We start from the raw sequence: 12,742 nt of genomic DNA on the forward strand, positions 1-12,742 counted from the left end.
CCGAGGCGCTGCGACACCGCGCTCGTATCGTCGTGGCATGTCGACCGCTCAGATCTCCCGCCCCGGCCGCCTCCTCGTCGCCCTGTCGCTCGCGGCCGCGCTGGTCCTTCCCGCAAGCCCGGCATCCGCGCACGACGAACTCGTGGGTCCGGACCCGGCCGCCGATGCCGTGGTCGGCGAGACCCCAGAGCAGGTCACCCTGACATTCAGCGACGCTCCCCTCACCGAGGACGGCGCCACGGAGATCGTCATCCTCGACGAGGACTGCGCGCCCATCACCGAGGGCGAGCCCGTCATCGACGGCGTGGAGATCACCCAGGCGATCGCCGGGCCGGTCGAGGGTGCGGTCATCGTGCAGTGGCGCACCGTTTCGAGCGACGGTCACCCCATCTCGGGTGAGTTCGGGTTCTCGGTCGGAACCGAAGGCGCTCAGGCCGCCGCCGGGGACTGCGTCGAGACCGCGGCAGAGCAAGCCGAGGGCGGCTCCGAGGGATTCAACGCCGTCCCGTATGCCGTCGGCGGCGGCATCCTCTTCCTCGGTGTGGGAATCGTGATCGCGATCGCCATCGCCCGCGGGCGACGGGGCGCGACGAAGGACTGAGGCGGGACGGGTCGGACTAGGCTGGAAGCATGCCTCATTACGACGTCGTCATCCTCGGTGCCGGCCCCGGCGGCTATGTCGCAGCCGTCCGTTCGGCGCAGCTCGGACTGTCCACCGCCATCATCGAAGAGAAGTACTGGGGCGGTGTCTGCCTGAACGTCGGCTGCATCCCCTCCAAGGCTCTCCTCAAGAACGCGGACCTCGCACATACGTTCACCCACAAGGCCGACCTGTTCGGCATCAGCGGTGACGTGAACTTCGACTTCGGCACGGCATGGGACCGCAGCCGCAAGGTCGCGGAAACCCACGTCAAGGGCATCCACTTCCTGATGAAGAAGAACAAGGTCACCGAGTACCAGGGTCGTGGGTCCTTCGTCGACGCGAAGACCATCGAGGTGACGAAGGCCGACGGGTCGACCGAGACCGTCACCGCCGACAACGTCATCATCTCCACCGGGTCGACCGTGCGACTGCTGCCCGGCGTCACCCTCAGCGAGAACGTCGTGACCTACGAGGAGCAGATCCTCACGCGTGACCTGCCGAGCTCGATCGTCATCGTCGGGGCCGGCGCCATCGGCATGGAGTTCGCGTTCGTGCTCTCCAACTACGGCGTGAAGGTCACGATCATCGAGTTCCTCGACCGCGCCCTCCCGAACGAGGACGTCGAGGTCTCCAAGGAGATCCAGCGCCAGTACAAGAAGTACGGCATCGAGATCCTCACCTCCACGAAGGTCGAGTCGGTCGTCGACTCCGGCGACAAGGTCACCGTCGACTACTCCGCGAACGCCGATGGCGCGAAGGGACAGATCGAGGCCGACAAGGTCCTCATGTCGATCGGCTTCGCTCCGCGCGTCGAGGGCTTCGGGCTCGAGAAGACCGGTGTGAAGCTGACCGACCGCGGCGCGATCGAGATCGACGACTACATGCGCACGAACGTCGAGGGTGTCTACGCCATCGGCGATGTCACCGCGAAGCTGCAGCTCGCCCACGTCGCCGAGGCCCAGGCCGTCGTGGCCGCCGAGACCATCGGCAAGGCCGAGACGCAGACGCTCGGCGACTACCGCAACATGCCGCGCGCCACCTTCTGCTCGCCGCAGGTCGCCTCGTTCGGCCTCACCGAGCAGCAGGCGCGCGATGCCGGCTACGACGTCAAGGTCGCGAAGTTCCCGTTCTCCGCCAACGGCAAGGCGAACGGCCTCGGCGAGCCCGTCGGCTTCGTCAAGCTGATCGCGGATGCCGAGCACCTCGAGCTCCTCGGCGGCCACCTCATCGGCCCCGACGTGTCGGAGCTTCTGCCCGAGCTCACCCTCGCGCAGAAGTGGGACCTCACCGCCCTCGAGGCGGCTCGCAACGTCCACACCCACCCGACGCTCTCGGAGGGTCTGCAGGAGGCGTTCCACGGTCTCGCGGGACACATGATCAACCTCTGAGGACAGGTCCTATCGAGACGAATACGTTTCGGTTACCCTGACTCACACGACTGACGCCGCCCCAACCGAAGCCGGGGGCGGCGTCAGTGCTTTCCGGGCTCACACGCCGAGAGCGCGCCCCAGTTTCGATTCGGATGCCGCGGGGACTCCCCCGGCACGGCGCACCAGGTCCTCGGCGCAGGCGAACAGCACCTCACGAGCGTTCTCGTCAGAGGGCGCCGCGGGCCCGAGCTCGAGCTCCCACTCCCGCCACGTCGTGCTCCGGCCGGTGCGTTCGTCCGTCGCGTCGACGCGATCGTCGACGAACTCGGCGACCACCGCGCCGTCGGCAGACGTCAGCGCGTAGGCGGTGCGGCTGTTGCGGATGCGAGCGAGCACCGTGAAGGGGGGCGCCGCGATCTCCGCGACCGCTGCGGCCACGGCGTCCGGCACCACGATCGTGTCGCCGGCGCCGTCGCCGTCCAGCGGCCAGCGCGTCTCGGCTTTGCCGTCCGGCGTCACGCGCTTGACGTGCCACCCCTCGTCGGGGCCGCCGGTCCGGCGCCGGAGCGCGATGCGAGCGCGACCGAGCGCGCCGTCTGCACTGTCGAGGTATCGCGCGTCGAGTTGGCGTGGCTCCGGCTCCCCCACGGCGTCGACGCCGGGAAGCTCCGTCCAGTCCGGCAGGGGCGTCTCGGCGTCGACGTCGTACTTCCGCTCGATCTCGAGGGAGTGCTCGGCGTCAGATGTCACCGGTGATGCGATCGTCGCGCTCGTCGGCGGACGGGTCGATGTCGCCCTCCGCCTCGACGAAGTGGAACTGCGCCGAGGTGGGCCCGTCCCCCTCGCCCGTGTTCTCGTCGGCTCCCGCGCGCTCGTAGACCACCTGGGTCTCGCTGTAGGGCAGGATGAGGCGATCGGTGAGCTCGCCCTCGACAGGGATCACCTGTCCGTCGAGCGGACCGCCGTGAAGTCGTGCAATGGCCATGTTCGTACCTCCTTCTCCGACTCTAATCCGGGCCGCGAGACGACCTGACCCGGTTGCACGGCCGCCGGATGCGGTGCTAATCGCGCGTAACGTGTGAGGCATGAAGCCTTTCGTCCTGCTCGCGACGCGCGCCGAGGACGGACCGGCGGAAGAGGAGTACGAGCTCTTCCTCCGGCACGCGGGACTCGCCCCGCGAGACCTCCTCCGCGTGCGGTTGGAGCGGGATCGGATGCCGCGGCTCGACCTCGACGCGATCTCGGGGATCTTCGTCGGCGGCGGGCCGTACAACGCCTCTGACGACCCGACGGTGAAGTCGCCGGTGCAACGGCGGGTCGAGGCGGAGTTCGCGTCTCTGCTGACCGACGTGACCTCTCGCGACACGCCGTTTCTCGGCGCCTGCTACGGGATCGGGACGCTCGGCGCGCACATCGGAGCCACGATCGACCGTCGGCACGGCGAGCCGATCAGCGTCACCGAGGTGAGCCTGACGGAGGCAGGGCGCGTGGATCCGCTGCTTGCCGGACTCCCGAACGCCTTCTCGGCGTTCGTCGGCCACAAGGAGGCGATCTCCGCCCTGCCCGCGGACGCCACGCTGCTGGCGTCGTCCGAGCGGTGCCCGGTGCAGATGTTCCGCGTCGGCAGGAACGTCTACGCCACCCAGTTCCACCCCGAGCTCGACCTCGCCGGCATCGTGACCCGCATCGACGCCTACCGCCACCACGGGTACTTCGAGCCGCACGAGTTCCAGGCGACGATCGACGCCGTGCATCGCGCACCCGTCACCCAGACGGGCGCGGTGCTCCGCAACTTCGTCGCCCGTTACGCGCGCTGAGTCACCGCACCGGAGGCGTGTGCCAGATGCGGTCGATGTAGTCGCGCATCGACCGGTCCGACGAGAAGAACCCGCTCCGGGCCACGTTGAGGATCGCGGAACGTGTCCACGCCTCTGTGTCCGCGTAGAGCGCGTCGACCTTCTGCTGCGCCGCCGCATACGACGTGAAGTCCGCCAACGCCATGAACGGGTCGTGGTGCACGAGGTTCGACACCACGGGCTCGAACACGGAACCGTCGCCGCCGGAGAAGGCACCGGAGGAGATCAGGTCGAGCGCGCTCTGCAGGTTCTCGTCGGCGCGGACGAAGTCGATCGGGTGATAGCCGCCGTCGGCCAGTGTCGCCACCTCGGGTTCGGTCATCCCGAACAGGAAGAAGTTCTCATCGCCCACGAGCTGACGGATCTCGACGTTCGCGCCGTCGTCGGTTCCGATCGTGAGCGCGCCGTTGAGGGCGAACTTCATGTTCCCGGTGCCGGAGGCTTCCTTCCCCGCCAGGGAGATCTGCTCGGAGAGGTCGGCCGCCGGCACGACGCGCTCCGCGAGCGTCACGTTGTAGTTCGGCGGGAACAGCACCGCGAGGCGGCCCTCGACGCGCGGATCGGTGTTCACGACCTCGCCGACCGCGTTGATCAGGTGGATGATCCGCTTCGCCATCGCGTACCCCGGCGCGGCCTTCGCGCCGAAGACGAACGTGCGCGGCGTGACCTCGGCCGGCGAGACGCGTCCCGAGACGATCGCGTCGTACTGGCTGACGATGTGCAGCAGCTTCAGCGTCTGACGCTTGTACTCGTGCAGGCGCTTGACCATCACGTCGAGCATGTGGCCGTCATCGACGGTAAGTCCGTCGCGAGCATGGAGGGTTTTCGCGAGCGCGCGCTTGTTCGCGGCCTTGACGGACGCGAACGCCTGTCGGAACGACGCGTCGTCCGCGAAAGGCTCGAGCTCCCGCAGCCGCTCCAGGTCGGTGAGCCATCCGGGACCGATGGTGTCGGTGATGAGGCGCGACAGGCCGGGGTTCGCCAGCTTCACGAAGCGTCGCGGGGTGACGCCGTTCGTGACGTTGGTGAACTTGCCTGGGAAGAACTCGTCGAAGTCGGGCAGCACCTTCTCGCGGAGCAGCTGCGAATGCAGCTCCGCGACGCCGTTGACCTTCGAACCGGCGACCGTCGCGAGGAACGCCATGCGCACCGCGCCATCGGGCGCGATGATCGACATCCGCCGGATCCGGTCCTCGTCGTCGCCGTAGCGCTCCCGCACCTCGTCGAGGAACTCGTCGTTGATGCGGTAGATGATCTCGAGGTGCCGCGGCAGCAGCCGGCCGAGCAGATCGGAGGGCCACACCTCCAGCGCCTCGGGCAGGAGGGTGTGGCACGTGTAGGCGAAGCACTCGCGGGTGATCGCCCAGGCGGCATCCCACTCGAGGCCCCTCTCGTCGACGAGGACCCGCATGAGTTCTGGCACGCCGATCACGGGATGCGTGTCGTTGAGCTGGAAGATCACGCGCTCCGGGAGGCGGGTCAGGTCGAAGTCGCGGGGCAGGATGAGGTTCACGAAGTCGCTGATGGATGCCGCCACGAAGAAGTACTGCTGCTGCAGACGCAGCTCTTTGCCCTGCGGAGTCGAGTCCTCGGGGTACAGCACCTTGGAGATGTTCTCGGCGTAGGTCTGCGCGCGGACCGCCTCCTGATAGTCGCCGGAGTTGAAGGTGCGCAGATCGAAGCCCTGCGTCGCCTGCGCGCTCCATAGCCTCAGCGTGTTGACGCGTCCGTTGTGGTAGCCGGGGACCATGTAGTTGTGCGGCACCGCCTGGACGTTCCATGCCGGGATCCAGCGCGACCGCGTCACACCGTCGTCGTCGTAGGTCTCGGTGTGTCCTCCGAAGGAGATCGTCTGCGCCGCCTCAGGGTGAGGGAACTCCCAGGGCGAGCCGAGGGAGAGCCACGAATCCGCCTGCTCGACCTGCTGACCGTCGACGAAGGTCTGGCGGAAGATGCCGTATTCATACCGGATGCCGTACCCGATGTTGGGCACGCCCATCGTCGCGAGCGAGTCGATGAAGCAGGCCGCCAGCCGTCCGAGACCGCCGTTGCCCAGGCCGGGCTCGATCTCGAGCGCGCGGACCTCGTCGATGTCCAGCCCGCAGGCGGCCAGCGCCTCCCCCGCGATCTCAGTCAGACCGGTGGCGAGGAGGTTGTTGTCGAGCTGACGGCCCAGCAGGTACTCCGCCGAAAGGTACGCCACACCCTTGGACTGCGCCGTCCGCTGTCGGCGGACGTCTTCGAGCCACCGAGCCATCAGATAGTCGCGGACGGTGGCCGCCAGGGCGAAGTAGCGGTCGTTCGGGGTGGATGCCGACAGTGCCACGCCTCGGCCGTTGTTGAGGTTCCGGAGGAACTGCTCGACGAAGCCGTCCACGGTGGCCTCCGGTGCGGTGACCGGTGCCGCCGCGAGCGGGTGGGTGGGCTGCGGACGCGAAGGAGTGCTGAGGTTCTTCACGCTTCGACCGTACACACCGATCGCCGCAGGCGATGCCGTCCGGCCTCGTCCACAGAAAGAGTTCACACGGTCGTGACGCGTCAGGCGCGCTCGGCCGCCCCCTCCCGCTCTTCGGCGAGAGCCTCGCGGGCGGCGTGCAGTTCGTCGGTCGCCGCCTGGACCTGGTCTTCCGCGGTCTGGACGCGTCGCTCGATCATGGTCTGCGCTCCGTGGACGGCTCGCACCCGGTCGGCGTGCTCGAGGGTGCCGGTCACGATGTACGACGAGGCGATCAGGATGACCTGCGCGGACAGGTTGATCCACAGGAGGAGCGCGATGAGCGAGGCGAAGGAGGCGAGCAGGGGGTTCGATGAGGCTCCCCCGACGAACAGGCTCGAGAGCTGCTGCAGGACGGTGAGGCCCACGCCGCCGAGGAGCGCCCCGGTCCACAGCACGCGGGCGGGCGGCTTCACGCCGGAGAGCGCCACGAACATGAGCGCGACCGCCGCGGTGTCGAGGAGGAAGGTCACGACGACGGCGACCGACGTGCTGACCACTCGGGTCAGAGGATGATCGGCGGGGACTCCTGCGATGTCGGCGATGAGACCGACACCCGCGGTGCCGATGATGGTCGCGGCGGCCGCCGCGGCGAGGCCCGCACCGATGGCGATCGCCAGCAGGAGGTTGCGGAGCATCACGAGCAGGAAGAAGACGTCGTCGTGCACCTTGTCGGCGATCGTCCGGATCGCGGTGCGGAGCGACCCGATCGCACCAATGGCGGCTCCGATGAGACCAAGGAGGGACAGGGCGCCGGCGAAGGACAGGGCGATCGGCTCGGTCAGATCATCGGGGTCGATGAGGCTCCCCTCACCGACGAGACCGGGGATGACGTTGTCGACCGCGTCGATCAGCGCGTCCCAGGCCTGCGGATTGCCCGCCAGCCACAGCGCCGCCACCGAGAAGCCGAGCAGCACGCCCGCGAACACGCTGAAGAGGGTGCGGTAGGTCACGCTGTCGGCGAGCATCGCCCCGCGCCGCTCGCTGTACCTGAGGTACGCCCGCACCAGGCGCAGGGAGAGCGCCCATGCCACGACCCGTGCCAGCAGCGGCTTCTTCGCGGTGTCCTGCGTCATCGTCGTCCTCCTCGCGTCCCGGTGTGGATGCCGCGGCATCCACGATCGACCACGCTACCGAGGCGTCCGTCGCCGCTCAGGCCCCTTGCGGCCCGGCGTCGTTCGTGTCAGACGGGCAGCGCGAGGAGGCGATGTCCGAGGTCCTCGCCGAACAGGATGCCGACCCACGCTCCTGCGAGCATCCAGGGCCCGAACGGGACGGCGGTCTTCGCCGAGGCCCGGCGCAGCGCGATCAGCATCACCCCGTAGATGCCGCCGAGGACGAACCCCGCAAACGCGCCCACGGCGAGCGCTCCCCAGCCGACCCACCCCAGCGCGATGCCGAGGACGCCGGCGAGCTTCACGTCGCCGCCGCCCATCCCACCGGGGCCGAGCATGCGCAGCAAGAGATAGAACGCGAACAGGACGGCACCGGCGACCACGGCGCGGAGCAGCGACGACCACGGTGCACCGCACAGGCAGGCGACCGTCAGCAGCACGATCAGGATGGGGTAGCCCGGCAGCACCCACCGGTTCGGCAGCCGGTGCGTCCGCGCGTCGATCACCGCGAGCGCCACGGAGCCGGCAGCGAGAATCGCGTATGCCAGGCCGATCACCACGAGGGCGGCGATTGGCAGATCCGCGCGGAAAGGCCCCACCGGGGACTACCCGTCGAAGACGTCGAGACGGCCGCGGACGAGGTCTCCCTCGGAGATGCCCTCCGCCTCACGGACCGCCTTCTTCATCGGGAGGACGTACACCCCGCGCTGCGCGTCGGGGAAGATGGAGGTCCGCCACGTCGAGTCACCCACGGAAACCTGGACGGGCACCGACCCGAAGCCTCGACCGGGTCGGGGCACCTCGCGGATGTCGGCGCTGATCTCGGGCGGCAACGGCGCGAAGTACCAGTCGTCCGCCCGCGACTGCCAGCGGAACAGCTCACCCTCGAACTCGACGATCACGCCTGCTCCTCTCCGACTCCACCGTAGCGATCGCGGTCGACGTCGGCGCGGCGTCTCCCCACCCTCAGCGGACCCGTGTCACCACTGGGGGTGGATGTCCGCACGAAGCCGTCGGTCGTAGGCATCGCGCACGGCCGCGTCGAAGTCCGAGAGGCCGGGGGTGCCCACGAGCTCGCCCGCCTCGGCGTTCGCGACCGCCTGGCGCACGTTGCGCGCTCCGGGGATGACGGAGGTGACACCGGGCAGTGAGGCGATCCAGGCGAGTGAGGCGGCCGGGAGCGTCGCCCCGGCGGGCACGGCGTTCGTCAGTTCGGATGCCGCGGCCAGGCCCGTCTCGAAATCGACGCCCGAGAAGGTTTCACCACGATCGAACGCCTCGCCGTTGCGGTTGTAGCTGCGGTGGTCGTCTGCGGCGAACTCCGTGTCGCGGCTGTAGCGACCGCTCAACAGCCCCGAGGCGAGCGGGACGCGCGCGAAAACCGCGACTTCCGCTGCGGCGGCCGCCGGGAGCACCTCGTCGAGCGGCTTGAGCCGGAACGGGTTCACGATGATCTGGACGTTCGTCACGTTCGGGCGTGAGATGGCGGCGAGCGCCTGCGCCGTCGTCTCCACCGAGACCCCGTAGGCGGCGATCGCGCCGGTCGCGACCAGGTCGTCGAGCGCGTCGTAGGTGGCATCCGATTCGATGACTTCCGACGGCGGGCAGTGCAGCTGCACGAGGTCGAGCGTGTCGACACCGAGGTTGCGCCTGGATCGATCGGTCCAGGCGCGGAAGTCCCCCGCGGTGTAGTTCTCGGGCTCCTGCGGAACGCGGCGTCCCATCTTGGTGGCGACGGTGATGCCGTGACCGGGCCGGGCCGCGAGGAAGCGTCCGATGATCGACTCGCTGCGGCCGTCGCCGTAGACGTCGGCGGTGTCGAAGAGGGTGACGCCCGCCGCCGCCGACGCCTCGAGCACGGCGAGCGCGTCGTCTTCGGACACGTCTCCCCAGTCAGCCCCGAGCTGCCAGGTGCCGAGACCGATGACGGACACGGTGCGGCCGGTGCGGCCAAGGGAGCGCTGTTGCATGCGTCCAGGCTAGCGACGGCCGATCACTCGAGGGAACGGCCCCGCAGCTCGAGCGCGATCTGGGTGGCGTCGAGCCCTGCCAGCTCGTCGGCGAGCACATCGGCATCGTAGGTGCCGTTGTCTCTCGCATCGAGAAGCGCCTCCCGCTGTTCGGCGAGCACCGCGAGGCGATAGGCCTTCTCCTGCCGGACGATCTGGTCGCGGGGAAGATCCGCCGGCCGCTCCGGCTTCGGCACCGCCTGAGCGCTCTCCCTCATCAGCTCCAGCACCTGACGCCGGTCCTCCGCCTCACGTTCGCTCGCATCCGCGCGGTCGTCCTTGGCGGCGAGGGCGCCCACCAAGGGACCGACCGTCGATCCTTGGACGAGGAGGGACACTGCCGCCACGATGAAGGCGACGAGGATCAGGACCGATCGCTGCGGTGTCTCCTCGGGCAGGGTCTGCGCGGCTGCGAGGGTGATGGCCCCGCGCATCCCGGCCCAGACGACCACCGTCCCCTCCCGCCATCCGAGGGGCGCCGCGAGGAAGTAGCGGATGTCCGCGAGTCCCTGGGTGACCCGGCGGGTGAATCTGCTGGCGTCGTTCTCCGACATCGGACGACCGCGCCGCGCGAACGCGTCGCGGACGCCGGACTCGCCGTCGGGATCGGCGAGCTGCCGCTGGATCGTCTCCAACCGCGGCTGGAGCTCCCGCACGCGTCGGCCCCGAGAACGCAGCAGCACCAGGAGCGGAGCGACGTATCCCGCACGGACGAGCACCGTGAGGAGCCACCCGCCGAGCGCCACGGGGATCGCGGCGCGCACGCCGGCGTGGGCGGCCTCGACGTCGGCGATGATCGACGTGATCTGAAGGCCCATCAGGAGGAAGACCGCTCCCTCGAGGACCAGCTCCACGGTGCGCCAGTTCTGGGAGTCGGAGAGCCGATTGCGTGCGGACAGCACGCGCGGGGCTCGGATGCCGGTCACGATGCCCGCGACGACCGCCGCGACGAGCCCGGAAGCCTCGAGCAGCTCCGCGGGAATCGCGGCGAGGAAGGGCACCGTGAAGGAGATGACTGTGTTCACCGTGGGGTCGCTCGCACGCGCCCGCACGACGAGGTTCAGCCAGCCGACGACGGCACCGATCGCGACGGCGACGACGACCGAGTACGCGAACGTCCCCACGGCACCCCAGAACGAGAAGGATGCCGCTGCCGCGACGATCGCGGTGCGGAGGAGGACGAGGGCTGTGGCGTCGTTGAGCAGGCTCTCGCCTTCGAGGATCGCGACGACCCGCTTTGAGACGGGGGTGCGTTTGATGATGGAGGTGGCGACCGCGTCGGTCGGGCTGACGATGGCGCCGAGAGCCACACCCCACGCGAACCCGAGGTCCGGGATGACCAGCATGAAGAAGAGACCGAGAGCCACCGAGGTCGCCACGACGAGGAAGACCGACAGGCCGCCGATCGCCGCGAACTCTCGCCGGAAGTGCATGGCGGGCATGGAGACGGCGGCCGAGTAGAGCAGCGGCGGCAGGATCCCCATCAGGATCCATTCCGGGTCGAGTTCGAAGCCGGAGAAGAACGGCAGCAGGCTCCCCAGCACACCCAGGCCCACGAGGAGGACGGGCGCAGCGACACCCACGCGCGGGCCGACGACCGCCGCCGCTGCGACGAGGACCAGCCCCAGGACGAGGACGACGAGGGTTTCGATCACGGGGACAGACTGCCACGGCGGAGCCGCGCGATGAGATCAGGCCTGGCGCGCGGTGGCGAAAACGCGCAGAGCCGAGCGGGTCGGCAAGTCGAGCCGCAATCGAATGCTCCCGCGAGCGGCGCCTGCGCCGTTCACGACAGCGGCGCCTCCAAGCTGATCGAGGAGAGGTGCGATCTCGCGTGAGGCTCGATCAGGCAGGTATCCGACGCCGCGCCCGTTGGAGAAGACGGCGATCGAATGGTCGTCCCTCTTCGAACCGACGTCTCGCCGGAGGACGTAGAGCCGGTCGCCCTGCGCGCGACGTTCGCGATCGTCCACCAAGTAGTGAGTCCGCTCAAGCTCGACGCGCGCCGAGACGAGGTGGCGCAGGTCGGGCAGGGCGTCGTGCGCGCTGGATCGGCCGAAGACGGAGTGGAGGATCTCCTCGAGCCAGGTGGGCACGTGACCACTTTCCCTGCAACGCCCCGATTGAGGCGAGCCTCCAGCATCGCAGGTGCCGCCTGGCAATCTGCCCGGCGACGTTCGCACTTCTTCGGAATGACGAAGCACGCAGACGGGTTGGGCGAGACATGAGAGCCATCGTGTACTCCGCCCCCGGCGGATCAGAGGTCCTGTCCCTCGTCGATCGGGAGATCGCCACGCCTGGCACCGGAGAGGTGCGGGTGCGGGTCGCCGTCTCGGGGGTGAACCCCACGGACTGGAAGGCGCGCGCCGGCGGGACCCAGCGCGGAGACTCCGCCGAGGTCGTGCCGAATCAGGACGGTGCCGGCATCGTCGACGCCGTGGGCGACGGGGTCACCGAGCTCACCGTGGGCGACCGCGTCTGGATCCACCTCGCGCAGCATCAGCGCCCGACGGGCACCGCGCAGGAGTACACGGTCGTCCCCGCGTCGCGCGCGATCCGACTGCCCGAAGGCGTGAGCTTCGAGCTCGCGGCCAGCCTCGGCGTCCCGGCGGTCACGGCGCACCGCGCGCTGACCGTCCACGAGGACGGACCGACGCGCCTGTCGCCGGGAGCGCTCGAGGGCCGCACGATCCTCGTCGCCGGAGGCGCCGGCGCCGTGGGCCACGCGGCCATCCAGCTCGCCCGCTGGGCCGGTGCGACAGTGATCGCCACGGTCAGCTCCGAAGAGAAGGCAGGTCTCGCGCGCGCCGCCGGCGCTCATCACACCGTGGACTACACCGCCGGTGATCTCGTCGCGCAGGTGAAAGCCCTGGCGCCGTCGGGAATCGACCAGTTCGTCGAAGTGTCGCTCGCAACCAATGCCGCCGCCGACGCCGAACTCGCGGCCAACCACGCCGTCATCGCGTTCTACGCCGACAACAACGGCGAAACCTTCTCGATGCCGATCCGGCCCACGTTCGCGAAGAACCTGCGCGTGCAGGGCGTGCTGCTCTACACCGTGGGCGAACCGGCGCTCGACGCCGCGATCGAGGACATCACACACGCGCTCGAGGACGGCGCGCTCCCCGTCGGCGACGCGGACGGCCTCCCCCTCATCTGGTTCGACCTCGATCAGACCGCTGCGGCGCACGATGCGGTCGAGAACGCCGCCGTCGGGAAGGTGCTCATCCGGGTCGCCGATCTCTGATCGACCGG

The 12,742-nt window shown here is 69.3% G+C and carries 13 protein-coding genes; 4 read left to right on the forward strand and 9 right to left on the reverse strand.

The window, feature by feature from the left end:
- Positions 1–37: 37 nt before the first annotated feature.
- Both BKA24_RS11795 and lpdA read left to right on the forward strand, forming a co-directional pair.
- Complete coding sequence (locus tag BKA24_RS11795) at positions 38–601, forward strand: copper resistance CopC family protein (RefSeq protein WP_184218358.1); 564 nt, start codon at positions 38–40, stop codon at positions 599–601.
- A gap of 29 nt (positions 602–630) precedes the next feature.
- Entirely contained in the window at positions 631–2,031 is a 1,401-nt protein-coding gene (gene lpdA / locus BKA24_RS11800) for a dihydrolipoyl dehydrogenase (RefSeq protein WP_184218361.1), read from the forward strand.
- Positions 2,032–2,130: 99 nt separating this feature from the next.
- Here the strand turns inward: lpdA and BKA24_RS11805 are convergent, their stop codons facing one another.
- The gene (locus BKA24_RS11805; RefSeq protein ID WP_184218365.1) at positions 2,131–2,763 is read right to left on the reverse strand and encodes a CYTH domain-containing protein; all 633 of its coding nucleotides are present in this window, start codon (positions 2,761–2,763) and stop codon (positions 2,131–2,133) included.
- Positions 2,753–2,998: a response regulator gene (locus tag BKA24_RS11810; protein WP_184218369.1), complete on the reverse strand. Its 246-nt coding sequence runs from the start codon at positions 2,996–2,998 to the stop codon at positions 2,753–2,755. The genes BKA24_RS11805 and BKA24_RS11810 overlap by 11 nt, the downstream gene beginning before the upstream one ends.
- Positions 2,999–3,098: 100 nt before the next feature.
- Here BKA24_RS11810 and BKA24_RS11815 point away from each other — a divergent pair, with 100 nt between their 5' ends.
- On the forward strand, positions 3,099–3,830 hold the full coding sequence (locus BKA24_RS11815) for a glutamine amidotransferase (protein ID WP_184218372.1): 732 nt from the start codon (positions 3,099–3,101) through the stop codon (positions 3,828–3,830).
- Between the two features lies 1 nt (position 3,831).
- Here the strand turns inward: BKA24_RS11815 and BKA24_RS11820 are convergent, their stop codons facing one another.
- The 7 genes from BKA24_RS11820 to BKA24_RS11850 form a co-directional block, all read right to left on the reverse strand.
- On the reverse strand, positions 3,832–6,327 hold the full coding sequence (locus tag BKA24_RS11820; RefSeq protein WP_343066110.1) for a glycogen/starch/alpha-glucan phosphorylase: 2,496 nt from the start codon (positions 6,325–6,327) through the stop codon (positions 3,832–3,834).
- Positions 6,328–6,407: 80 nt separating this feature from the next.
- The gene (locus BKA24_RS11825; protein WP_184218377.1) at positions 6,408–7,439 is read right to left on the reverse strand and encodes a YihY/virulence factor BrkB family protein; all 1,032 of its coding nucleotides are present in this window, start codon (positions 7,437–7,439) and stop codon (positions 6,408–6,410) included.
- A 107-nt stretch (positions 7,440–7,546) separates the two neighbouring features.
- Complete coding sequence (locus BKA24_RS11830; RefSeq protein ID WP_343066111.1) at positions 7,547–8,077, reverse strand: prepilin peptidase; 531 nt, start codon at positions 8,075–8,077, stop codon at positions 7,547–7,549.
- 6 nt (positions 8,078–8,083) lie between these two features.
- Positions 8,084–8,380 (reverse strand): DUF1905 domain-containing protein, encoded by a 297-nt coding sequence (locus BKA24_RS11835; RefSeq protein WP_184218380.1) that lies wholly within the window; start codon positions 8,378–8,380, stop codon positions 8,084–8,086.
- A gap of 78 nt (positions 8,381–8,458) precedes the next feature.
- On the reverse strand, positions 8,459–9,448 hold the full coding sequence (locus tag BKA24_RS11840; RefSeq protein ID WP_184218384.1) for an aldo/keto reductase: 990 nt from the start codon (positions 9,446–9,448) through the stop codon (positions 8,459–8,461).
- Positions 9,449–9,471: 23 nt separating this feature from the next.
- Entirely contained in the window at positions 9,472–11,142 is a 1,671-nt protein-coding gene (locus tag BKA24_RS11845) for a cation:proton antiporter domain-containing protein (protein WP_184218387.1), read from the reverse strand.
- Between the two features lie 36 nt (positions 11,143–11,178).
- Positions 11,179–11,583, reverse strand: coding sequence for an HIRAN domain-containing protein (locus BKA24_RS11850; RefSeq protein ID WP_184218390.1), 405 nt, complete (start codon positions 11,581–11,583; stop codon positions 11,179–11,181).
- Positions 11,584–11,711: 128 nt separating this feature from the next.
- Between BKA24_RS11850 and BKA24_RS11855 the strand changes: the two genes are divergently transcribed.
- A complete protein-coding gene (locus BKA24_RS11855) occupies positions 11,712–12,734 on the forward strand; it encodes an NADPH:quinone reductase (protein WP_184218393.1) in 1,023 nt (340 codons plus the stop codon).
- The last annotated feature ends 8 nt before the right edge of the window (positions 12,735–12,742 follow it).

This window comes from Microbacterium marinum (assembly GCF_014204835.1).
Lineage (GTDB): Bacteria > Actinomycetota > Actinomycetes > Actinomycetales > Microbacteriaceae > Microbacterium > Microbacterium marinum.

Coding starts and splice junctions, on each gene's coding strand:
- BKA24_RS11795 (WP_184218358.1), top strand. CDS start 38: ATGTCGACCGCTCAGATCTCCCGCCCCGGCCGCCTCCTCGTCGCCCTG.
- lpdA (WP_184218361.1), top strand. CDS start 631: ATGCCTCATTACGACGTCGTCATCCTCGGTGCCGGCCCCGGCGGCTAT.
- BKA24_RS11810 (WP_184218369.1), bottom strand. CDS start 2,998: ATGGCCATTGCACGACTTCACGGCGGTCCGCTCGACGGACAGGTGATC.
- BKA24_RS11815 (WP_184218372.1), top strand. CDS start 3,099: ATGAAGCCTTTCGTCCTGCTCGCGACGCGCGCCGAGGACGGACCGGCG.
- BKA24_RS11825 (WP_184218377.1), bottom strand. CDS start 7,439: ATGACGCAGGACACCGCGAAGAAGCCGCTGCTGGCACGGGTCGTGGCA.
- BKA24_RS11840 (WP_184218384.1), bottom strand. CDS start 9,448: ATGCAACAGCGCTCCCTTGGCCGCACCGGCCGCACCGTGTCCGTCATC.
- BKA24_RS11855 (WP_184218393.1), top strand. CDS start 11,712: ATGAGAGCCATCGTGTACTCCGCCCCCGGCGGATCAGAGGTCCTGTCC.